This is a genomic window from Enterococcus sp. C53, assembly GCF_040887425.1.
GTDB classification, from domain to species: Bacteria; Bacillota; Bacilli; order Lactobacillales; family Enterococcaceae; genus Enterococcus_B; species Enterococcus_B hirae.
This window is the reverse complement of record NZ_JBFOFT010000002.1, coordinates 130,590-152,965: the sequence shown is the minus strand read 5'-3', so window position 1 is coordinate 152,965 and position 22,376 is coordinate 130,590. Positions and strand designations below refer to the sequence as shown.

The window sequence follows — 22,376 nt, the reverse complement described above, 5'->3', positions numbered from 1 at the left end:
AATTATTCTGCTGAAGTGTTGTCGCCTTCTACAACGTCAACGATTTCTTCGATTGAAGTAGCATTGTTTTCTACTACAAAGTCTTCTTCAACTACTTGGTCTTCCCCTTGGTTACCTTCGATAAATGCATCAGCCATTTTTGAAGTAATCAATTTAACGGCACGGATTGCATCGTCATTTGAAGGGATAACTACGTCGATTTCGTCTGGGTCGCAGTTTGTATCAACCATAGCTACGATTGGGATATTTAATTTATGCGCTTCTTGAACAGCAATGCGCTCTTTACGTGGGTCAACGATGTACATTACATCTGGAATTCTTGGCATATCAGCGATACCACCCAAGAATTTTTCAAGACGTTCACGTTGTTTGTTCAAACCAGCAACTTCTTTTTTAGGTAGAACTTCAAAAGTTCCATCTTCTTCCATTGCATTGATTTGTTTCAAACGGCTGATACGTTTTTGGATTGTATCCCAGTTAGTCAATGTTCCACCTAACCAACGATGGTTTACAAAGTATTGTCCAGCACGTGTTGCTTCATCTTTGATTGCTTCTTGTGCTTGTTTTTTCGTACCTACGAATAAAGCCACGCCGCCTTCTTCTGCAACGCTCTTCATGTAGTCATAAGCTGCATCTACTAACTTAACAGTTTTTTGTAAGTCGATGATGTAGATTCCGTTTCTTTCTGTGAAGATATATTTCTTCATTTTTGGGTTCCAGCGACGAGTTTGGTGACCAAAATGTACGCCGGCTTCTAGTAATTGTTTCATTGAAATTACTGCCATTTTTGTTTCCTCCGATTTGGTTTTTATTTTTCCTCTCCCTGTCTTTCACCTCGCTGACAAACTTTTTCAAGCACCTATCAACGATCCAACAGGAATGTGGATTTATTGATACAAAAAGCATCTTCAAACATTATACAAGTAACCTACCTGTATAGCAATAGCTAAAGAGACATTCTTGCTCAACATTCAATATTTTACCTGACTTGCTAGTAAATATCAAGAGAAATCTCTAGTTGCCTCTGCATTTATTCTCATCTTTTATGCTTTACTCTCTCATTAACAAATGATCATAATTCCTAGAGTTATCTCATAAATCAGAATAATATTGGGCAACTCGATTTTTTTTTGATATGATACATGTGAAATCTTTCGTAAAGGAGAAAGAATATGCGTAAATCTGAGCGACATTTACTTATTAAACAAGTGATCGGGGAATTTACGATCCGTACACAAGAAGAACTCTTGGCCAAACTGGAGAATTATGGTGTGACAGCGACACAAGCTACGATTTCCAGAGATATTCGTGACTTAAAAATCGTAAAAGTACCAGATGAAAATGGCGTTTCCCATTTTGTTCTTTTTCAAGGAAAAAAAGGACTCGAAGCAAAAACAGATGATGAAAAACGGTTAGTCCAAATGATCGAAGACATCGTGTTAAAAGTGGAACGGGTCCATTTTCTGACGGTCGTCCATACCTTACCAGACAACGCACATCTTTTCGCTGCCGTTTTAGACGATATCAAACCACCTCATATCGTCAGTACGATTGCCGGGTTCGATACAACCATTATCATTTCCAAAGATGAAGAAGAAGCAAAATTGGTGGAAGCCTTCTTACATGCTCCCAAAGAAACAACACTTTTTTAAGCCAACTAAATTTAATCAACGCAGCATGAATCAATGAATGGATGATATCTGTCCCAATCACTTCTATATAAAATAAACCGACCCTCACGAAAGCTACTATTATAAGTAAGCCTTTCGTAAGGGACGGTTTATTTGTGTACGTTACTTTTCTTACATTTTATCTGGTGCGTGTAAGCCAAGCAAACGTAAATCTTCTTTTAACAAGACTGTTACAGCATAAACTAATGCTAAACGCGCTTCTTTTTGGTCATCTTCAACTAAAATTTTAGTATGTGCATAATATTTATTAAATGCTTGAGCTAACTTGATTGCATGTTTCGCAATAATAGACGGTTCGTATTTTTCACCTGCTTGTAAAACAGTTTCTGGGTATTTTTGAATCAATTTTACAACTTCCCAGCTGTTTTCATCATTCAAGGCGTATTCTTGATCTGCCGATGGCGTAAAGTCGGCTTTTGCTAACAAGCTGACAGCACGAGCATGTGTATATTGTACATAAGGTCCTGTTTCACCTTCGAAACGGACAACTTCTTCTAAATTAAAGTCAAATGTATTTAGGCGATCGTTTTTTAAATCATGGAAGATAACTGCGCCAACACCGACTTGTTTAGCTACCACATCTTTATTTTCTAAATCAGGATTTTTCTCACTGATCTGTTCTTTAGCAGAGTCAATGGCTTCATTTAGCACTTCTTCAAGTAAAACAATTTTCCCTTTACGTGTTGATAGTTTTTTACCACCTTGAGTAATCAATCCGAATGGGATGTGATGCATATCATCTGACCAATCAAAGCCTAATTCTTTAAGAACAGCTTTCAATTGTTTGAAGTGATAACTTTGTTCGTTTCCGACAACATACAATGATTGTTTAAAATCATAGGTGCGTTTGCGGTAAAGAGCTGCTGCTAAATCACGAGTGATATAAAGTGTTGCACCATCTGATTTCTTGATCAACGCTGGGTTCAAATCATAAGCTGATAAGTCAACGATTTCAGCACCTTTATCTGCTTGCAATAAATGTTTTTCTTCTAAAAGTTCTACGATTTCATCCATTTTATCGTTATAGAAAGCTTCACCATTTAAAGAATCAAAACGAACTTCTAATAGATCGTAGATTTTATTGAACTCTTTCATAGATTCGTCGCGGAACCATTGCCATAATTCAATGGCTTCTTTGTCGCCTTCTTCCAAACGTTTAAACCATGAACGTGCTTCATCATTCGATTCTGGTTCTGTTTCAGCCACTTCATGGAATTGAACATACAGACGCAACAATTCATTGATTGGTTCAGAACGTACTGCTTCTTCTGAACCCCATTTTTTATAAGCCACAATCAGTTTCCCAAACTGTGTGCCCCAATCTCCTAAATGATTGATACGAATCGGGTTGTAGCCTAATTTTTCCATGATAAATCCGATGGAGTTCCCGATAACTGTAGAACGCAAATGCCCCATTGAAATCGGCTTTGCAATATTAGGAGAAGACATATCGATTGGTACGTTTCCGTTATTTCCGATGGAGCTGTCGCCATAATGTTCTTTTTCTTTCACGACAGAAGCCAAAACTTCTTTACTGATCATCGCTTTATTCATAAAGAAGTTTAAGTAAGGACCAACCACTTCGATTTTTTCAAAGTTTGTTGAATCGATTTTTTCTGCTAGGTCAGCTGCAATTTGTTGAGGGGCTTTTCGATAGATTTTCGCTAATGAAAAGGCAGGAAAGGCTACATCCCCATGGTCTGCAGATTTTGGATTTTCTAATAGTTTTTCTACTTGTTCCATTGTAAGATCGTCTTTGACAACGTCATAGATCGCTTTTGATACAATATCTTTGTTATTCATTTACATTCCTCCTATAAATACTTTTGTTTGCTGAAAACAAAAAAATCTCTAGTGATCATAGATAACTATGATCACTAGAGACGAGATATCCCGCGGTACCACTCCAGTTGTCCTATTTGCTAGGACCAGCTTCATCTGATATCGGTTGATAGCCGTCTGTCTTAGACAGAGTTCTCCAAGTGCGCTTCATTGTATCCTCTCGTTTGGCTTTCACCACACCCAAACTCGCTTTGATCAAGTAAATACAATTACTCTCTTGTTCAACAAACTATGAAATTATTATATTAATTGAATTATAGCAGAAAAAAAAACTGCTGGCTAGGGATTTCTTATAAAAAATGTCCAGAAGGTCTAAAGGAGAAGAAATACCAACTGGACACTTTTTAACATAGTTCATCTCCTAAGAAAAAGAATTCTTAGTTATCCGCTACGATGATCGTTCCTTCTTCAGATGCGAGAAGGTTCTCGATATTTTCTAAAGAAGTAATAATCGCTTTAGCTTTTGGTTTTGCCTCAACAAAGGCAATTGCCGCTTCGACTTTTGGCAGCATACTTCCTGGTGCAAATTGATTTTCATCAATGTATTGCTTCATTTCTGAAACTGAAACAGTTTCTAGTTTCTTTTGATCTGGTTTTTGATAATTTACATAAACATTATCTACTCCAGTTAAAACGATCAATAGATCTGCATCGATAATTTCCGCTAATTTTTCAGAAGCAAAATCTTTATCGATAACCGCTTCTCTACCTTCTAAACCAGTTGCCGTTTCCACAACAGGAATTCCACCACCACCAACAGAGACTGTAATCACGCCTTGTTCTACTAGCGTTTCAATCACTCGTGCTTCTTTAATTGAAATTGGTTTAGGAGAAGCCACTACTTTACGCCAGCCACGACCAGCATCTTCTTTAAAGGTTACTGTTGAATCAGCTTTCATTTGTTCATTGGCTTCTTCTTCGGTATAGAATGGTCCTACTGGTTTGCTTGGGTTTTTAAATGATGGATCGTTTTCATCAACGATGACTTGCGTAACAAGTGAAACCACATCTTTATCGATGCCTTTTTCTTTCAATACTTCACCCATTGCATTTTGTAACCAATACCCAATTGATCCTTCTGTCATTGCAACACAAGTATCTAAAGGCATCGCTGGTGTCTTTTCTGAGTCAGCTGCTTGTTGTTGGATCAGCAAATTCCCTACTTGTGGTCCATTCCCGTGAGAAATGATCAACTCATCCCCTTGTTCAATGAATTTTACTAAGTATTTTGCTGTTTCCATCAATGCCTCTTGTTGTGCTTTTGCACTTGCATCTGTTGATAAAATCGCATTACCACCTAATGCGACAACTACTTTACGATTTGCCATATTTGTCTTCCTTTCTCCAGAGAGTTCTGAATTTTCTCAATGACAAAACAAGCCAGCCCATGATGAGGTCCATTAAAGCTGACTCGTTTTGTTCTTGAGATGAATGTGATTAACCGTTACACACGAGGAATAAACAAGTTACCAAGTGTTGCTGCCATGATCGCTTTGATTGAGTGCATGCGGTTTTCTGCTTGGTCGAATTGACGTGCATATTTACTGCGGAAGACTTCATCAGTAACTTCCATCTCAGTAATGCCGAAGCGTTCTTTCATTTGTTCACCATAGATTGTGTTTGTATCATGGAACGCTGGTAAGCAATGTAAGAAAATCAAACGGTCAGTATTGTGCGTTTTTTCGATCATTTCCATGTTGATTTGGTAAGGTTTCAACAATTTGATTCGTTCTTCAAATTTATCTTCTTCACCCATTGATACCCAAACATCTGAATAAAGTACGTCAGCACCGTCAACACCTTTATCCACGTCATCAGTGATCATTAATTGTGAACCAGATTTAGCAGCAAATTCTTCTGCCATTTTGACGATTTCTTCTTCTGGTTGTAATTCTTTTGGTGCTACGATACGCATGTTTGCACCTAAAATAGCCCCAGTCACAAGTAAAGAGTTCGCCATGTTGTTACGTCCGTCACCACAATACGCCACTGTGATTCCTTCAACTGTTCCAAAGTTTTCTTGGATTGTTAAGAAATCTGCGATCATTTGTGTTGGATGCCATTCGTCTGTTAAGCCATTCCATACTGGAACACCAGAAAATTCTGCTAGTTCTTCCACCATTTTTTGGCTAAAGCCGCGGAACTCAATTCCGTCAAACATTCGACCTAATACTTTAGCTGTATCTTCTGTTGATTCTTTTTTACCTAATTGGATATCATTGGCACCTAGATATTCAGGATGCGCACCTAAATCGATTGCTGCAGTTGTAAAAGCTGCACGTGTACGAGTAGACGTTTTTTCAAATAAAAGTGCAATGTTTTTACCTTCTAAGTAGTGATGTGGAATGCCACGTTTTTTCAAATCTTTTAAGTGCTCAGAAAAATCGATTAGATATTGCAATTCTTCTTTTGTAAAATCTTTTTCTGCTAATAAACTTCTTCCTTGAAATACTGACTCTTTCATAACTAAAATTCTCCTTTAGGTTGTTTGTTTTTGTTTTAAAGAGGAAATCTAGTGGCAGCTGACAGTTAGACTGCCACTAGCATTCATATTATTTTAAATCTTCACGTACTAATGGTTGGCTCATGCAGCGTGGACCACCACGACCGCGTGACAACTCACTTGAATTGATTTCCAATACTTTGATGCCATAGCTACGTAATAATTCATTGGATACATAGTTACGGTTGTACGTTACGACAACACCTGGTGCGATTGCCAGGGTGTTAGAACCATCATTCCATTGTTCACGAGGAGCAACGATCGCATCACCATTACCAGTTGGGATCAAGACTAAATCATCCAAACCTAACGCAGCTTTTAATGACGCTTGTAAGTCATCTGAATGAGCGATCTTGATATCATCGCCTGCTTGTTCGATCGTAAAGACATCCATTTTTCCTTCTTTACTTTGGATTGCTGGATGGATCGTGAATTTATCATGGTCAACCATGGTAAACACAGTATCTAAATGCATCATTGCTCGATTGTTAGGAATCTTGATTGCTAGGACTTTTTCAAAGCCTGCATGTTTAGCAAATAAATTACGTGCTAATTTTTCGATTGCTTTAGCGCTTGTTCGTTGTGAGATACCTACAGCGACGACTTTGTCACTTAGGATTAATTCATCTCCACCTTCGATGTGATCAGGGTTTTCACGATCTAACCATACTTCAACCCCTTTGTTCGCAAAACGTGGGTGATGTTTCAAGATGTATTCAGTAAACATTGATTCACGACGACGTGCTTCAAATGTCATCATGTTAACAGTCATCCCATTTCCCATTGATGCGGAAGGATCACGTGTAAAGTAAAGGTTTGGCATTGGGTCCATATAGAATGGATAGTCGTCATCTGAAGAAAGATCATACAGACTGTTTGAACGAACTGAAATATCTTTCGTGCGGACACCCGCCATAATTTTATCTACCATTTCTTGGGTTTCCATTGATAGAAGGAACTCATGAAGACCATCTCTTACAGCAGAAGATGCAATGCGGGATTCGTCTAACATTTTATTTAAAAATTGTTCTTTGACATTGCCGGCATCAATTGCTTCTGCAGCTAATTTTTCTAGATATAAAGTTTCGACGCCTTCATCTTGCAATGTCTTTGCAAAATAGTCATGCTCTTCTTGTGCGATTGGCAGATATGGAATATCATCAAACAACAGACGGTCCATAATATCTGGTGTTAAATTTTCCACTTCTTGTCCAGGTCGTTTCAATAAAACTGTCTTTAACTTCCCTATCTCAGAGAAAACGTGAATAGGTTTATCCATGTTGTGTTGCCTCCTTCGTTTTGATTACATACATAGAATACCGCCTTTTTGTAACCACTTTCATAATTTCTTCTCATCTAAAACGAGAGCAATTTCACATTATTAGAAGACAATTAAATAAATAAACGTTTTTACATTTTTTATTAACTTTTATCACTTTTTTTATACTGAAAACTCTCTCAAAAAAATATTTATTCATTAAAAAATTATTTTTGAATATTTTCTTTTTCGATATTTCACAAGGTTGATAGCGCTTGCTTTATGTAATAATTGTGTTTTTTATACAAAAATACCAATCATTAAAAAGAATTATGCAATCTATCCGTATAAATTATTCATAATAACAAAAAAGACTGATCACAAAGAATAAAATTGCTTTTTTAACCATGATTTTTCTTCTAGGTTAAAACTTTACATTTAAGCCAAAACCAGTCACAATATAGTATGTAGCTGAAAGTAAGGAGTGGGAGTTTTATGCGTATAAATAGAATTGATTATCATTTTTCAAAGTTACGCTATCAACCTGATTTTGAAAACTTTACTGACGAGGAATTTGAGCTCATTAAAGAGCATACGATCCTTCGTTCTTATAAAAAAGGACAAATTTTATTTGATGAAGGAGATGAACGACAACGTCTCTACATTTTAACATCAGGATTGGTTCGTCTAGAACGATATGATGAAAGTGCTACTTATTATTATTATGATTATGTCAATCCAAATAACCTTTTCCCAATGTCTGGTATTTTTGAAGAAGGAATTTATTCATACACTGCTCAAGCAATGACAGACATCGAAACTTTCTCTTTCCCAGTATCTTGTTATGAAAAAATTGCGAAAAACAATCCAAAACAATTACTCTATATGATCCATAAAATCTCAAAAGTAGTAGCGATGCACGAACTGCGGATACAGATCGGTTTAACTTCTAGCGCTTTTGATCGAGTGAAACAAAACTTATTCATTTTAAAAGAAGAGCTTGGCATACCAACCACAGATGGCCATGTCGAAATTCCATACCCTATCACACTAAAAGAATTAGCGGTTAATAGTGGGACAACGAGAGAGACTGCTGGACAAGTAATCAAACAGTTAAAAGATTCTGGTTTATTAGATTACCAAAAGAAACGGTTTACTTTTTGTAAAACTGCTGTGACGCCTGCTTTAAGAGAATAAAAAAACATACTAAGATGAGGCTGCCCTTATCTTAGTATGTTTTATTTTTTGTCTAAGCCTGATTTATTTGTAAAGGAGACAAAGAGACCTTTTCATCCTTGTTTGCGGTGCTGATGCCAAAATAGGAGGTGTCTAGGAATCATTATCGCTATTAGTGGTTTCAAGACATACAGATAATGAACTTTAACAACCTGTAATTCTTTGAAATTACGATATTTCAACCGACTTTCCCCAAGGCGATTTTTCCAGGAAATTTTTTTATAATACTCTTTATCTTGATAGTAATAAACTAAGTTTTCTTGTAAATTATAACCTTTGTGTCCCTTCGCATATAACCGCATATATAGGTCATAATCTTGTCCTCTAACAGTATCTTTTGAAACTCGATAACCCGCTACAGATTCTAAGATGTGTTTTCTAAACATAGCCGATGGATTGATGAACGGACTCGTTTTCAAGAGATCTTTTATTTCAGGTCGTTCTTTGACCACCCGTTCACCATAGACACCCTCTTGGTCCCATAAATAGGCATTACTGCCAACAAAACCAAATTCTGGATGAGCCTCTAAAAACGCTACTTGCTTTGCCATACGTTCCACGTGACAATAATCATCGTCATCTAGTTGCATAATGTAGTTCCCCCGTGCATGTTTGATTGCCTGGTTGCGAGTATAAGCACTTTTAGAATTTCTAGCGTTTTGATAGATTCTGATACGTTGATCTTGTTTTTTTAATTTCGTTAAAAGTTCCCAAGTATGATCTGTTGATCGATCATCGACAATAATGATTTCAAAATCTTGATAGCTTTGTCTTAGTACAGAATTGACTGCTCGCTCAATCGATTTTTCTGCATTGAAAGTGGGAATAATCACACTAATCATTTGACTGCTCCTTTTTTCCATTTACTAGAGATCCCTGTTCTTTCACAACGAGTAAACCTACTAAGATCCATAGTAATCGTGAATTTTGTAAAGAAATACTAAAAGAAAAAATAATATTCGCTAATATTAAGAGACACAGCAACCATTTTTTCAGCAATAATTTTCTGACAAACTGACCAAATACCAACAACATTCCCATCATTGCTGGGACTATTCCCCATTCAACAGCTATTTGTAAAAAAGTATTATGAGCAATCGTCGGGCTTCCACTAACTGATAAAGCAACTGAAGAGTAGTCAACGAAACCGATACCCATGAAATGAGTCCGCGTTAACAAAAGTTGTGCTGTTTTCCAAGCTTCTGTTCTACCGGAACCTCCAGCAACGATTGCGCCATAAAAATTAGTGAAGACTCCCTCAAATCGGACAAATTGCGGAATGGAAAGAAAACGTGCAATTAAATTACTTACATAATCAGCAAAAAGAAAATGCGTACCGATAATCAATACACTCGCTGTCATGATTGTCATTACAAGATGTTTGACGTTGATATTTTTCCTAAATAATTTTTGAATTAGAAATAACAAATTGATTACTAAAAACGCTACAACGCCTGTTTTGGAAGCAGATAACAAAATACAGAATGTATAACCCATGAATGCAATCAGGTTCTTCCACTTACCTTTAAATGGTCTTAAGTACCAGATACAGTAGCCACATGTTTGAAGATAAGCAAAATAGTTAGGATCATTCATGAATCCTTTCAAACGTAGATCACCGAACAAAACAAATGATTTCAAACTTGCTGGAGCTACTAGAAAAATGAACATACTAAGACAGCCAAAAAAAGTGTTCCGACTTTTACCCCAGATAAAAAATCTTTTTTCAACTCTGGATTTATATGAAGGATCGAGATCGTTAGAATCAAATAAAGGAGATTGACGAAAAATTTTTGTCCCGTCATGATGACTGAAAAAAGCGAAACAGAAGTATCCACCCATGAACTTAACAATATCGTGGACAATAACCGCCAACAAATAACCCCAATAAAAAATAGTACTAATTGTTTACTGAACACCACTTTTTTCATTAGTAGAAGGTAGCCAACTAATAGCACCATAAATACATCACTTATTGACATATTGATCCCGAAAAAAACACGCGAAATACAGAGTGTAAATCCCAATAGGTAAAATAACCTTCCTAAAATTTTTTGGTTGCTTTTCGTTAATTCATCAATTGATGAGTACCCATTTGCTTCAATTGTTTTCATTTTCTATCTCCCCGTGTGCCTTTAACAGCAAAAATTCACTGATTGATTTATTTTTCCAATCATCATTTCTATCTTTCCTTCATTCATTAGAAGCATTTGCAAACGCTATAACTTTCTTGGCTGCTTCGCTTTCATCTTCTGGTAACTGTTCAATTAGCTGGGTGACTTCTTTTAAAGAAAAGCCTTTAATGTCCCCAACAAAAATCTTCTCAAAAATTTGCGTTTCTTTCTTTTCTTTTTCTAATAGCAATTCTTCATATAATTTTTCCCCAGGACGTATCCCTGTTTCAACAATCTCGATATCTTCTTCTGTATAACCACTCAAATGGATCATATTCTTAGCTAGATCCACGATCTTGATTGGCTTATCCATATCCAAAACAAAAATTTCTCCTCCCTTAGCCAATGCACCTGATTGAATAACTAATCTGCTCGCTTCAGGGATCGTCATGAAGTAGCGGGTCATCCGAAAATCGATGACAATGATCGGTCCCCCTCTTAAAATCTGTTCTTTAAACAGTGGAATAACACTACCTCTAGACCCAAGTACATTCCCGAAACGGACAGCCGAAAACTTGGTCTCACCAGATTGGTTCAGACTTGTGATTAACATTTCTGCGATTCTTTTTGTTGCTCCCATCACATTTGGCGGGCGATTTGCTTTATCAGAAGAAATCATCACAAAGTTCTTAACATGATTTTTTTTAGCTGCTTCCGCCACATTTTTTGTTCCGTTAATATTATTCTTAATTGCTTCTGTGGGATTATATTCCATCAGCGGAACGTGTTTATGTGCGGCTGCATGATAAACAATCGTGGGATGGTATTTTTCCATCAAATAAAAGATGCGTTCTCTATCTTGAATATCAGCAATGATTGGTAGAATCTCTACTTTCCTCTGAGGATCTAATGTAGTTAGTTCTCGATGAATCGAATAAATCGAATTTTCTCCATGTCCAAGTAAAATCAACTTTGCTGGTTCAAATGCCAAAACTTGCCGACAAATCTCTGAACCAATCGAGCCCCCAGCCCCAGTTACTAAAATCGTTTGTCCTTCTAATTGATGGCTGATACTTTCTAGGTCAAGGGAAACTTCCTCTCTTCCTAATAGATCGATCACATCTACTTCTTTTAATTGCGAAACATTGATTTTTCCGGTAGCTACTTCTTCAAAAGAGGGAACCATATTTACCTTGATATTCTTATTTTCAATGGATTGAACAAGCTGTTGGATCTTCTTTTTTGGTAACGAAGGAATCGCTATCGTAACCATATTGATACGGAATGTCTGGATCAATTGATTTATTTCACGGGTATTTCCCAGTACTTTTTTACCTAAAAGATAAGTTCCCCATTTGTTACAATCATCATCGACAAAGCCCACAACTTCAATATTATTCACAATTTGAGAACCTAAAAAACTTTGATACAGTAATTGTCCACCCTCTCCAGCACCAATGATCAAGATTCGTACTTTTTTTTCATTCGAACGACCATTTTTATTTTTCAATTCAACCCAGACCCGCCAGCCTAACCGACTACTAGCAATCAATAAAAGTGCCATTATGTAAGAAAAAACAACTAATCGCAAACTAATCTGGTACATGAGCTCCTGGTTAAACAAGTAAAACAAAGGAAAAATTGAAAATAACATAAAAGTGAGTGCCGCAAAGATCCCTAACAACTCATTAAGATTCGTATAACGATTGATTCTTGTAAATACTTTAAAGATCCCACCATAGAACAGATAACAAACAACTGATGAAATGAGTGTTATTGCCAAATAATCTCTATTGATGATAACAAATGGAACCATAAATATAAAACTGATGTAATTAGCAAGTATGATCAGAAAACTATCGAGTAGCACCAAACTAATCGCTTTGATTTTTCTAGTTGGTTTAATCAATAAATCACCTTCTTTAGTACTTGATATGCACGATCTTGATCAACATTTTCTTTCAATCATTTTAACACACCATCTACTACCTCAATAATAGTAGTTGATATCTTTCGACTTCTTTACTCCATTATAGACAATCCCTAAGATATTTGCCTGAGCGATCGTCAATAGTTCCTTTGCTTTGAACAATTCTTGCTTTAGCGTTTTTCGTTCTCTCACGACAATGATTGTACCATCTGTTTTTGAAGCTAGTATCTGTGCATCCGTCACAGGCACAACAGGCGGTAAATCAAAAATGATCAAATCAAAATTTACGCTTAATTCATCAATGATTTCATTCATTCGGCTTGACTCGAGTAATTCAGAAGGATTGGGAGGTTTTGGTCCACTGGTCATTGTCCACAAATGTGCAATATTTGTTTCATGAATGAATACGAAAGCTGATTCATTTCTTTTTTTTAACAGGTTAGTTAGTCCGTCACTGTTCGAGGTTGAACGAAATGTACTTTCTACACTTGGCTTTCTTAAATCTGCATCAATTAGGAGTGTTTTCTTCCCGCTATTTGCAAAAACAATCGCTAGATTCGCTGAAACAGTTGACTTCCCTTCCTCTGGACCTGCTGAAGTAACGACGATTGTCTTTATATCCTGATCAAATGAGCTAAATTGGATATTTGATCGAACCGTTCGATACTGTTCAGAGATCATGGACGATTGTTTACTAGCACTAATCAGAGGAACACCCTTTTTTTTCATATTATTTTTCACGTATTAGTCTCCTCATCTATTTTCGTGTGAACCGATTTTCTCTGCTTAGATGTGTACGCGCTCGTTGTCTATGTGTATGAGTGCCTTGTCGAGAGTAAGTTGTGAGTTGAATCGATTGCCCACTTTCAATTTCCTTATTACTCATTTCACTAATTATCCCTAAGACTGGATACCCCATCGTTGCGAGAAAATGCTCATCCTTTACTGTTTTATCCAATATTTCTAACAAGACAGCCATCCCGATCCCTAGAAGTAAACCTAAAAATGCACCAAGAAAAAGATTCAACCGTTTATTGGGTGAAACCGGTAGCTGATTTGCTTGCGCAATTGATGTGATCGTTACTTTATTTACGTCTAAAACTTCTTTTACTTTTTCTTCAAAAGTATAAGCAAGAACATTTGCTATATTCGCAGCTTTTTCAGCTTCATCTGACATCACCTTGATATGGAACATTTGTGAATCTGAAGATTGAATAATCTGAATATTCTTTCTCAATTGATCTTTCGTTAAGTAATAAGCAAATTTATTTTCTAAGTATTCGGTTGCTTCATTAAGTACGATATCTCCTAAAATCATGTCTTTATATGTATTAATCAAGAGTACATTTGCATGTACTTCTGATTGTAAATTATGGTTGACGATTTCGTTTTTCGATTGAACGATCAATTCAGCCGATGAACTGTATGTTGGTGTAATAACAAAATAAGTTATTCCAGTCGCAACGGCGAAACCGCCGATCAATGTACAAATAATCAACAGTATCCGCTTTTTTAACCAGCTTAGAATCTCATTCAAATTAATAACCGCTTCCATCTTTTCGCCCCTTTCTATTCTATTTTTCACGTCGAACTATTTTCTTTCTGAAAAACTCACTTACACCAAATAGGAACAAGCTCAACAGGATACTGAAAAGACCAAATTTCATAAACATAAAGAGAAAATTTTTCAAATAAGTCGTTAAAAATAAGTATAGAGCTTCAGAATGAATACCCAATCGTTCAATCAATCGAGTTACATACAAATAGGTCGGTAAAGCCCCTACCATTAATCCAGCTCCACCGATCACATAAGCAAGGTAACGGATAATTAAATGAAAGAAGGGTTTGTTAAGCGAAATGATTGCGGAAAATAAGATTCCAAAAAAAGCGACTGCAAAAATGAGCAACAGGTTAAGGGTGGATGTATAAGCCATTATTTTTTTGCCGTATAACGCAAAATAAGGGATTTCGATATCACGCCGAACTGTTTCAATACTCACTTTTTTTAGTTTATTTACTGTGGTTTCAAATTCTGCATTTCTTGGGTAATTCTTTTCTTTTCCATAACTTTCTAATTGGCTTTGGACTGTCTCTTCTATTTGCTTCTCCCCTTCTAATTGAAAGGTTGAGCCAGCATAGATACTATGAATATATTGTTTGATATTATCATTTACTAAGCTTTCTGAAACTGTCTGATTCAACCATTTTTGGGAGATATTGGCACCTCTTCCTACATCAGCAATTGTGTGATTGATCTCTTTAGTGATCGTTTCCCCATAATGTGAGGATTCCACTGCACGGATCATAAAATTTTGATTGAATAAAGTAATCTTAAGAATGCCCAAGACAAAAATTGCAAATAAACTAAGCGAACAGATAAAAGCAAGAATCATTTTTGGCACTTTTCGCCATTGTTTTCTTTTTTTCATAACTATTTTTACCAAATGTAAGAAAAGACCATAAAATTTCACAAACTCATTGCAGCTTAAATTGCCCCACTTCGAAATTTTTTATCCACTAACTTCATTTTTAGTGAGCCAAACAAGCGATTATTCGATTGATCATTTGATTCTTTTTTGGTAAATCCACCTCTTTTCAAAGCGTTTTGCTTAACACATGAGTAGCGCAATTTTTCAATTCATTATTTATCTGGTTGGATCATTGGCCCCTTAATGAGATCGCCTAGAATAAATAATCTTTGATCCGTCATTCCAATACTATCGACTGGATAACAAGTATACAAAATCAGTTTTCCTTGCTGTTTTTGAACTAGAAGTTGACTAATCAATTTCGCATTTTTATCTAAAATCTTTGTTTCGTATACTTGGTAAACATACTCACCATAACTAGTGGAAATGTTAATCTTATCCGTAATTTTGACAGCACTTAATTTTCCAAATTCACTACTATTATGCCCACCAATCAATGTAGTCCCATGTTCACCTGGATACACAGACCCCATGTATTGTCCAGCACCCTCTCGTAAAATATCATCTGAGTCTCCATAATATAAGGGCACATTCAAATTTACAGAAGCAACATCAACCTGTCCATATTGATACCCGCTTCTTGGATAATCGATTTTACTGGAGGGAATGTTCTCTCCTTCCAACTCAATTGTTTTCCGTTTTTCTTCTAACTCACTAGTTGACATACCTTTAGCTGATGGTTGTGTCTTTTTTTCATATTTTGGAATATCCGAAAGCAGAAACAATCGTAAGGAAGAAGTCGTAAACTGAATGACAGGTCGCCCAATAATATACATTAGCGAATAACCCATGATCAAAAAAAAGATAGGGGTAAAAATCATTCCGCCTATTCTTTTTAATTTTTTCTTTTTTTTATGCAAGTTTGACTTTCTTTCCTACGATGAATGCACCTGTCGCAGTCATCATTAAACATCCAATTGCAAGAATGCTTGAGATAGGGAATGTTCCCGTTTGTTTAATCGGTTGTTTCGAGTTGAACACTGCTGAAATCGAGCCATCAGAGTTTTGTGCGCCTAGCTCAACATACCCTTTATTCCAACTTAAAACGACTAATCCTAAAGCATCCGCTGTTGATGAAATCAATTGCTGAATTTCCAAAATTGTTTCCCTAGGGATAATTTTTATTAAATCATTTATCGTATGAACCGATGACAAATCAATGTCTAAATTAGTCAGTTTTTGCTTCACATTTTGGATATTTTTTACTGCTGTATCCACTTGTGACTTGGATAAATCATTTTGTTTTAAATAATTTTCAGTTTGTGTAATATATGTTTGAGGCATTTGAAATTCTTTGCCTTGAATTAAAATAGGTTGAGTCAATTCTTGGATGATCATTTGCTCATCTTGCGAAATCGCCCCGGCAGCATCAACATAAGACGTAAAAAAGAAACTACATAAAATTAAAACCATACTCTGTAACACATATTTCATCTTCTAACTCTCCTTTTCCTATCAAAATAATTAAACAACCATTAAAAAATAACACATAAAAGCATTTCTACCATCCATATTAGCATATGTTATTTCTTAAGACAATTAAATAAATGCCTTCAAAACAAATAACCATCGTAATAAAATCACTACTCGCAAAATAACAATTACTATTTAAAAATAGTTATTATAATAAGTGTTTTTGCTGAGAACATATTATTTACGTCATTTGTATTCTTAATCTCTAATCCGTATTATCGCGAGATCTCTTATTAATATAACGATTTGAACAATAGAACAAAAATTTCCAAATTTAGAAATTTTAAGTCAAAAAAAGCTTGGAACAAATAAAAGATTGTCCCAAGCTCTTTGATAGATGTAAAAACAAAAATGATATTCTAACTTTCATATTTCATTAATCAATCGATTTCACTTACTACAAAGTAAGTTTTTCTCCACCGCTCTTGCCATGTATACGAAAATGAGGTGAATTTTACTCATTTCCTCCTTGATTCAATACCACACTAGGTTTCGCATTTAAACGAAGATCAGCGAAATTGGCTTGTTTCAATTCTACATGCGCAGCTGCTCCAATCATTGCTGCATTATCACCACAAAGTTTTAATGGAGGGATCAGCAGTTCAATTTCTGGATGTTCTTTTTTCAATGCCTCTTCGAGCGTTTCACGCAATCCTTGATTGGCTGCAACTCCACCTGCTACAATCAATTGTTTGACTGGGTATTCGTTACAAGCACGAAGAGTTTTATTGACTAAAACGTCCACAACGCTCGCTTGAAAACTAGCAGCTAAATTATTTGTATCAAGAGTTTCTCCACGTTGTTGGGCATTGTGTACTAAATTGATAAAGGCGCTTTTTAAACCACTAAAGCTAAAATCATAATTACTTTCATGAATCATGGCTCTTGGAAAATGGTAGGTATCTTCACCACGATGCGCTAACTGATCGATTTCTTTTCCGCTTGGATAACTCAAACCTAAGACACGACCAACTTTGTCATAAGCTTCTCCAGCGGCATCGTCTCTCGTTTCACCGATGATTTGATAGTTCCCGTCTTCCTTCATATAGACCAACTCTGTATGTCCACCACTGACAAGCAATGCTAGTAGCGGAAATTCAAAAGGCTTTTGAAAGCGTGCAGCGTAAATATGACCTGCCATATGGTTCACAGGTATCAAAGGCAAATTGTTCGCCCAAGCAAAAGCTTTAGCGGCAGAAATCCCAATCAGTAACGAACCAACTAAACCAGGACCATAAGTAACCGCTACAGCACTCAGTTGTTCAACAGAAGTGCCAGCCTCCGCCAAAGCGTCTTCGATACATAAGGTGATTTGCTCTACATGATGGCGACTTGCTACCTCTGGAACAACACCGCCAAATCTTTTATGGCTGTTAATCTGTGAAGCAATGACATTGGCTAAAATCTCATCACCATTTTTCACAACTGCGACACTCGTTTCATCGCAACTTGATTCAATTGCCAGAATCAATTCTTCTTTCATTTCATCGTCTCCGTTTTTAACTTTGTACTCATAATGATCGCATCTTCTACTGGATCATGATAATAAGATTTTCGTTTCCCTAGTTCTCTAAATTTCTCTGATTGGTAAAGATGACGAGCTGCTAGGTTAGACGTTCGTACTTCTAAATAAACATTATATGTTCCTGCTTGTTTTTCTCGGTCTAATAAAAAGCGTAATAACTGACGTGCATACCCTTTTTTTTGCAGTTTTTTTGCCACAGCAATATTCGTGATCTCCGTTTCATCGATAACTTTCGAATAGCCAATGAATCCTTGGAGTAGCGAATTTTCCACCAATAAGTAATATTGCGTATGTGGTTGTTGGATATCCATTAAAAATTGGTCTTTGGTCCAAGGAGAACCATGTTCATATGCTTCCTCACAGAGCGCCCATAAACAAGACGCTAACTGTTCATCTTCAAAGTCACTCTTAGTATAAATCAATTGTACCTCTCATTTTTCTAAATATTTGATCATTTCTAATCCATCTTCATTTGTTTGGGTATAATACCCTTTTTTTACTTTGTTCGATTGAAATCCTAATTTCCGATAGAGTCTTTGGGCATCTTGATTACTCATTCTCACCTCTAAAGAGAGTGTGTCACAGCGATTCATTATAGCAAATTTTTCAATTTCGTCAATTAACAATGTACCGATATTTCTTCGTTGGTACACAGGAATAACCGCAATATTTGTAATATGGCAATCCAAGCCAAAAATTCTCGCACCTATAAATCCAATTAACTGTTCACCGTCTAGTATTCCTAAATATAAATTTTGAAAAGGTGAATTTAATTCAGAAAGGAAGGCACTTTTTGTCCATGGTAATTCGCCATTGTATACCTGGCGTTCAATCGATAATAAATCTTTGATATCTCGAGGTATCAGCTCTTTTATTCGATAGCTTTTCCCTTGATTTTCAATTATCTTAGTAGCAAATTCTTTTTTTTCATAGAATAAACTTCTAGCATATGCTTTAAATTTTTTCAACATATCTTTCGTCTCCAGGAGTGTGGGTTTCCAACCACTTTTCCTCTGCTTCTACTTTTTTCAAATAACGTGGTACAAAATTGGTTAAATCTCTTACTGGTTCACGATTGGCCCCTAATGTTGCAATCGTACAGCCATTAGGAAGATCCCATTCAAGCACCTTATTTATTTCTGCTTCATGTAATACTTCCTTTATTTCATTCGTAAATTTTTGCGTATCTGTTCCGACAAATAAGATAGGTTCATCGAACTGAGACAGTTGCTTAAGCAGTTCTTCAATTGAAATATGTACATCTTCAAGAACTGTTTCTAATTTTCCATTTTGTCTTCGGTACACACCAGCATAAACATTTTTTCTTCTTGCATCAAATAAAGGCACGATCAATCCATTTACGTTCCGGCAATTAGCAGCAATTGCTTGTAAACTTGAAATCCCCACAAGTTCTTTACCCAATGTATATGCAAGTGTTTTTGCAGTAGTTACACCGATTCTTAGACCGGTGTATGAACCTGGTCCATCGGAAACAGCAATTCGATCGATAGCGGTTGGTGCTAATCCGAGTGCTGAGAATAATTGATCGATAGCCGGCATCAAACTAACGCTATGATTTTTCTGTTTATTGATTTGGATTTGCCCTAAGACAATATCATCTTCAATCACGCCGATCGCTAAAGTTTGATTAGCGGTGTCTATCCCTAATGTAATCATTTTGATGCATCCTTTCTACTAACTTCTATCGTTTTATATTGTAGCATACTTCTTGCTAAGAAAAAGACAATTCATTTCAGAAAAAAAGAAAAAAAGTTGCAATCATTCGCAACTTTCTCTTGATTTGTTCTTTAGTTTTTTGTAGATTCACGCAAGATAAGATCCGTTTCTACAATGATTTTTCTCGAAACAGGTGCTTTTTCATTCATCATTTGTAACACGGTCTCTACCGCCAGTTCCCCCATCCATTCCGTGTGAACTTTGACTGTCGAAAGAGCTGGGGAAACATATTTTGCTACACTAATGTCATTGAATCCGATCAATGAGATATCCTCAGGTACTTTCAGACCTTTTTCGTTAATTGCCTTCAATGCACCGATCGCTAGTGTGTCATTTGCTGCAAACAGCGCCTCAAACGAATACTGTCCACTATCTAAGTATTCTTTGACTTTCCGATAGCCAGATTCAACTGAAAAATCTGCTTCAATGATCGTTGTAGTCAATCCTTTACCAGCCATGATTTGTTGGTAGGCGGCAATCCTTGGGTCATCAATCCGTTGATGTCCTTTTTTGGTGTATTCCCTACCAGCAAGCATTGCAATCGCTTTTTTATCCTGGTTAAAAAAATAATCAATCACTTTTTGGATACTTGTTTGAAAATCAACGATTAATGAATTAATGTTATAGGGTGTTCCATCAAAATCAACTAATAACAGATTGCTTTGTGTCTGCTTCAATTCAATCAACTGCTGCTCATCGAATTTTCCCAGAGCAATCGTTCCATTTGTCGGTCTATCACTGATAGCGTCCCACGTTTCCTTTAGCAAAGTCACATTTGATTCCTCTGCCTTTTTCTCTATTCCCAAACGAATAGCAAGATAATAGAGATCCTCTAATTCTTCTTGATCATTGTACCATTGGATCAAACGCAACGACTTTTGATTCAACGATGTGTTTCTATGATGCTTCGTGTAATTCAGCTCTTCAGCAGCCTCAAAAATTTTTCTTTTCGTTGCTAGGCTAACTGATAACTCCTGATCATCATTTAAGACTCTTGACACAGTAGCAGGAGAAACCCCTGCCAACTTTGCAATATCTTTAATCGTTGCCACTTGTTTCTCCTCCTATCTATTCCACTCGGGCATTCTTCTTAAAGCGTTGCAGTAAAGCGTTGGAAAGCTTCTTGACCTTTTGTATCGCGTTTGAAGACCCCTGAATCTTCCAACACACGAGCAAAAACTTTACCAATAGCTTGCTGAACGATCTCTGTTACTGTTTCAGTTGTCACATTTGGATGGTCGGCTTTCAAGCCCTTCGCCCATTCCATGTGATACTCAGCTATCTTATTTTCTTGTCCAAGCAAATACTTTTCTACTTCTGCCATTTCTGATTTTAAACGAGGTGGTAAAACAGCTAATCCCATGACTTCGATCAAACCGATATTTTCTTTTTTAATATGCTGAATATCTCGGTGAGGATGGAAAATCCCTTCTGGATGTTCGTCAGAGACATTGTTATCTCGTAACACTAAATCGAGTTCAAAATAATTTTCGCGTTTTCTAGCAATTGGTGTAATCGTATGATGGGGCGTACCATCTTTAGAAAATGCCGTCACTGCTACCGCGGGATCTGAATATTGTTGCCATTTTTCTAAAATACTATTAGCAGCTTCCACTAGGATTTCTTTCCCCGTCGCTTGCAGACGAATGACAGACATTGGCCATTTGACAACACCTGCGATTACTTGAGGATAATCCGATAATTTGATTAATCGTTCGATTGGAGCTTTAGCCATTGGAAATTCATGGCGCCCTGCTTGGTAATGATCATGTGACAGAATCGATCCTCCAACAATTGGCAGATCTGCATTTGAACCAACAAAGTAGTGTGGTAAAACCTCTGTGATTTTTAATAAACGTGAAAATGTTTCTTTCGTAAGCTTCATAGGACGATGCTCTTCTGACAAGATGATCGAATGTTCATTATAATAAGCATATGGAGAATACTGAAATCCCCAACTTTCCCCATCAAGATTCATTCTGATGATTCGATGATTGGTGCGAGCTGGATAATTTAAACGTCCTTTATAGCCTTCATTGTTCATACAAAGCATACACTCAGGATAATCAACTTTTTTGGCATGTTTTTCGGCAGCAATTTGCTTAGGATCTTTTTCAGGTTTGGATAAGTTGATCGTAATCTCTAATTCGCCATATTCTGAAGGATACGTATACCTGATATTTTTCGCAATCGCTCTGGTTTTGATATAATCATTTCTTTTACTCAATTGATAAAAGTAGTCTGTTGCTTCTTCTGGATTTGTTGCGTAATGTTGTGCAAAAAACGCATTGACTACTGATGGTGGTGGTGTTAAAAAATCCATTAATTGTGCTTCAAAGATTTCGATTTCAGCTGGTAAATCAGTAACCACTTCATTTTTTTTGGCTTGTTCGACTAACCGATCAAGTAACACCACCGATTCTTCTGAAACAGGGCGCACTTCAGTGTTTTCCAAAGCCTCTTCGCCGATCATTCCCAAAATTCGATTTTGTAAATAAATTCGATCCATTTCCATCCAGCCACCAGCTTCAATTGCTAGTGTCGTAAAATCACAAATCGTTTGACTGATTGTCATCTT

Annotated in this window: 22 protein-coding genes; 2 read left to right on the top strand and 20 right to left on the bottom strand. The window is 36.4% G+C overall.

Going from position 1 to position 22,376, the window contains the following annotated elements:
* Positions 1-2 precede the first annotated feature (2 nt).
* Positions 3-785 carry a 30S ribosomal protein S2 gene (gene rpsB, locus AB3I42_RS03675; protein WP_010718870.1) on the bottom strand — a complete coding sequence of 261 codons (783 nt, stop codon included), beginning with the start codon at positions 783-785 and terminating at the stop codon, positions 3-5.
* 387 nt (positions 786-1,172) lie between these two features.
* Here rpsB and AB3I42_RS03670 point away from each other — a divergent pair, with 387 nt between their 5' ends.
* Positions 1,173-1,652 carry an arginine repressor gene (locus AB3I42_RS03670; RefSeq protein ID WP_010737782.1) on the top strand — a complete coding sequence of 160 codons (480 nt, stop codon included), beginning with the start codon at positions 1,173-1,175 and terminating at the stop codon, positions 1,650-1,652.
* A 150-nt stretch (positions 1,653-1,802) separates the two neighbouring features.
* Here the strand turns inward: AB3I42_RS03670 and argS are convergent, their stop codons facing one another.
* The 4 genes from argS to arcA all read right to left on the bottom strand — a co-directional run bounded on the left by argS (position 1,803) and on the right by arcA (position 7,315).
* Positions 1,803-3,494, bottom strand: a complete 1,692-nt coding sequence (argS, locus tag AB3I42_RS03665) for an arginine--tRNA ligase (RefSeq protein ID WP_368022285.1) — start codon at positions 3,492-3,494, stop codon at positions 1,803-1,805.
* A gap of 416 nt (positions 3,495-3,910) precedes the next feature.
* A complete protein-coding gene (gene arcC / locus AB3I42_RS03660; RefSeq protein WP_010718867.1) occupies positions 3,911-4,861 on the bottom strand; it encodes a carbamate kinase in 951 nt (316 codons plus the stop codon).
* A 116-nt stretch (positions 4,862-4,977) separates the two neighbouring features.
* Positions 4,978-5,997 (bottom strand): ornithine carbamoyltransferase, encoded by a 1,020-nt coding sequence (gene argF, locus AB3I42_RS03655; protein WP_010737784.1) that lies wholly within the window; start codon positions 5,995-5,997, stop codon positions 4,978-4,980.
* A gap of 88 nt (positions 5,998-6,085) precedes the next feature.
* Complete coding sequence (gene arcA / locus AB3I42_RS03650; RefSeq protein WP_306690359.1) at positions 6,086-7,315, bottom strand: arginine deiminase; 1,230 nt, start codon at positions 7,313-7,315, stop codon at positions 6,086-6,088.
* Between the two features lie 474 nt (positions 7,316-7,789).
* Between arcA and AB3I42_RS03645 the strand changes: the two genes are divergently transcribed.
* On the top strand, positions 7,790-8,491 hold the full coding sequence (locus tag AB3I42_RS03645; RefSeq protein ID WP_010718864.1) for a Crp/Fnr family transcriptional regulator: 702 nt from the start codon (positions 7,790-7,792) through the stop codon (positions 8,489-8,491).
* A 92-nt stretch (positions 8,492-8,583) separates the two neighbouring features.
* Here the strand turns inward: AB3I42_RS03645 and AB3I42_RS03640 are convergent, their stop codons facing one another.
* From AB3I42_RS03640 to galT, 15 genes are all read right to left on the bottom strand, one after another.
* Complete coding sequence (locus tag AB3I42_RS03640) at positions 8,584-9,372, bottom strand: glycosyltransferase family 2 protein (protein ID WP_368022284.1); 789 nt, start codon at positions 9,370-9,372, stop codon at positions 8,584-8,586.
* A complete protein-coding gene (locus AB3I42_RS03635) occupies positions 9,365-10,201 on the bottom strand; it encodes an O-antigen ligase (RefSeq protein ID WP_228022436.1) in 837 nt (278 codons plus the stop codon). The genes AB3I42_RS03640 and AB3I42_RS03635 overlap by 8 nt, the downstream gene beginning before the upstream one ends.
* Entirely contained in the window at positions 10,186-10,644 is a 459-nt protein-coding gene (locus AB3I42_RS03630) for a hypothetical protein (RefSeq protein WP_228022438.1), read from the bottom strand. The genes AB3I42_RS03635 and AB3I42_RS03630 overlap by 16 nt, the downstream gene beginning before the upstream one ends.
* A 79-nt stretch (positions 10,645-10,723) precedes the next feature.
* Complete coding sequence (locus tag AB3I42_RS03625; protein ID WP_368022283.1) at positions 10,724-12,553, bottom strand: polysaccharide biosynthesis protein; 1,830 nt, start codon at positions 12,551-12,553, stop codon at positions 10,724-10,726.
* An 81-nt stretch (positions 12,554-12,634) separates the two neighbouring features.
* Positions 12,635-13,303 carry a CpsD/CapB family tyrosine-protein kinase gene (locus AB3I42_RS03620; protein WP_025480509.1) on the bottom strand — a complete coding sequence of 223 codons (669 nt, stop codon included), beginning with the start codon at positions 13,301-13,303 and terminating at the stop codon, positions 12,635-12,637.
* Positions 13,304-13,331: 28 nt separating this feature from the next.
* Positions 13,332-14,129, bottom strand: coding sequence for a YveK family protein (locus AB3I42_RS03615; RefSeq protein ID WP_010737789.1), 798 nt, complete (start codon positions 14,127-14,129; stop codon positions 13,332-13,334).
* 19 nt (positions 14,130-14,148) lie between these two features.
* The gene (locus AB3I42_RS03610; protein ID WP_051641758.1) at positions 14,149-15,003 is read right to left on the bottom strand and encodes a hypothetical protein; all 855 of its coding nucleotides are present in this window, start codon (positions 15,001-15,003) and stop codon (positions 14,149-14,151) included.
* A 212-nt stretch (positions 15,004-15,215) separates the two neighbouring features.
* On the bottom strand, positions 15,216-15,923 hold the full coding sequence (locus tag AB3I42_RS03605) for a class D sortase (protein WP_306172383.1): 708 nt from the start codon (positions 15,921-15,923) through the stop codon (positions 15,216-15,218).
* The gene (locus tag AB3I42_RS03600) at positions 15,916-16,497 is read right to left on the bottom strand and encodes a hypothetical protein (protein WP_034698353.1); all 582 of its coding nucleotides are present in this window, start codon (positions 16,495-16,497) and stop codon (positions 15,916-15,918) included. The genes AB3I42_RS03605 and AB3I42_RS03600 overlap by 8 nt, the downstream gene beginning before the upstream one ends.
* A gap of 493 nt (positions 16,498-16,990) precedes the next feature.
* The gene (tsaD, locus tag AB3I42_RS03595; protein ID WP_010718855.1) at positions 16,991-18,019 is read right to left on the bottom strand and encodes a tRNA (adenosine(37)-N6)-threonylcarbamoyltransferase complex transferase subunit TsaD; all 1,029 of its coding nucleotides are present in this window, start codon (positions 18,017-18,019) and stop codon (positions 16,991-16,993) included.
* Positions 18,016-18,483: a ribosomal protein S18-alanine N-acetyltransferase gene (gene rimI / locus AB3I42_RS03590; protein ID WP_010737792.1), complete on the bottom strand. Its 468-nt coding sequence runs from the start codon at positions 18,481-18,483 to the stop codon at positions 18,016-18,018. The genes tsaD and rimI (AB3I42_RS03590) overlap by 4 nt, the downstream gene beginning before the upstream one ends.
* Before the next feature lie 9 nt (positions 18,484-18,492).
* On the bottom strand, positions 18,493-19,032 hold the full coding sequence (gene rimI, locus AB3I42_RS03585) for a ribosomal protein S18-alanine N-acetyltransferase (RefSeq protein ID WP_010737793.1): 540 nt from the start codon (positions 19,030-19,032) through the stop codon (positions 18,493-18,495).
* The gene (tsaB, locus tag AB3I42_RS03580; protein WP_010737794.1) at positions 19,016-19,738 is read right to left on the bottom strand and encodes a tRNA (adenosine(37)-N6)-threonylcarbamoyltransferase complex dimerization subunit type 1 TsaB; all 723 of its coding nucleotides are present in this window, start codon (positions 19,736-19,738) and stop codon (positions 19,016-19,018) included. Before tsaB ends, rimI (AB3I42_RS03585) begins: the two co-directional genes overlap by 17 nt.
* A 131-nt stretch (positions 19,739-19,869) precedes the next feature.
* A complete protein-coding gene (locus tag AB3I42_RS03575) occupies positions 19,870-20,850 on the bottom strand; it encodes a LacI family DNA-binding transcriptional regulator (RefSeq protein WP_010718851.1) in 981 nt (326 codons plus the stop codon).
* Between the two features lie 38 nt (positions 20,851-20,888).
* On the bottom strand, positions 20,889-22,373 hold the full coding sequence (gene galT, locus AB3I42_RS03570; protein ID WP_010737795.1) for a UDP-glucose--hexose-1-phosphate uridylyltransferase: 1,485 nt from the start codon (positions 22,371-22,373) through the stop codon (positions 20,889-20,891).
* Between the last annotated feature and the right edge of the window lie 3 nt (positions 22,374-22,376).

Coding starts and splice junctions, on each gene's coding strand:
- rpsB (WP_010718870.1), bottom strand. CDS start 785: ATGGCAGTAATTTCAATGAAACAATTACTAGAAGCCGGCGTACATTTT.
- AB3I42_RS03670 (WP_010737782.1), top strand. CDS start 1,173: ATGCGTAAATCTGAGCGACATTTACTTATTAAACAAGTGATCGGGGAA.
- argS (WP_368022285.1), bottom strand. CDS start 3,494: ATGAATAACAAAGATATTGTATCAAAAGCGATCTATGACGTTGTCAAA.
- arcC (WP_010718867.1), bottom strand. CDS start 4,861: ATGGCAAATCGTAAAGTAGTTGTCGCATTAGGTGGTAATGCGATTTTA.
- argF (WP_010737784.1), bottom strand. CDS start 5,997: ATGAAAGAGTCAGTATTTCAAGGAAGAAGTTTATTAGCAGAAAAAGAT.
- arcA (WP_306690359.1), bottom strand. CDS start 7,315: ATGGATAAACCTATTCACGTTTTCTCTGAGATAGGGAAGTTAAAGACA.
- AB3I42_RS03645 (WP_010718864.1), top strand. CDS start 7,790: ATGCGTATAAATAGAATTGATTATCATTTTTCAAAGTTACGCTATCAA.
- AB3I42_RS03640 (WP_368022284.1), bottom strand. CDS start 9,372: ATGATTAGTGTGATTATTCCCACTTTCAATGCAGAAAAATCGATTGAG.
- AB3I42_RS03635 (WP_228022436.1), bottom strand. CDS start 10,201: ATGTTCATTTTTCTAGTAGCTCCAGCAAGTTTGAAATCATTTGTTTTG.
- AB3I42_RS03630 (WP_228022438.1), bottom strand. CDS start 10,644: ATGAAAACAATTGAAGCAAATGGGTACTCATCAATTGATGAATTAACG.
- AB3I42_RS03620 (WP_025480509.1), bottom strand. CDS start 13,303: ATGAAAAAAAAGGGTGTTCCTCTGATTAGTGCTAGTAAACAATCGTCC.
- AB3I42_RS03615 (WP_010737789.1), bottom strand. CDS start 14,129: ATGGAAGCGGTTATTAATTTGAATGAGATTCTAAGCTGGTTAAAAAAG.
- AB3I42_RS03610 (WP_051641758.1), bottom strand. CDS start 15,003: ATGAAAAAAAGAAAACAATGGCGAAAAGTGCCAAAAATGATTCTTGCT.
- AB3I42_RS03600 (WP_034698353.1), bottom strand. CDS start 16,497: ATGAAATATGTGTTACAGAGTATGGTTTTAATTTTATGTAGTTTCTTT.
- tsaD (WP_010718855.1), bottom strand. CDS start 18,019: ATGAAAGAAGAATTGATTCTGGCAATTGAATCAAGTTGCGATGAAACG.
- rimI (WP_010737793.1), bottom strand. CDS start 19,032: ATGTTGAAAAAATTTAAAGCATATGCTAGAAGTTTATTCTATGAAAAA.
- tsaB (WP_010737794.1), bottom strand. CDS start 19,738: ATGATTACATTAGGGATAGACACCGCTAATCAAACTTTAGCGATCGGC.
- galT (WP_010737795.1), bottom strand. CDS start 22,373: ATGACAATCAGTCAAACGATTTGTGATTTTACGACACTAGCAATTGAA.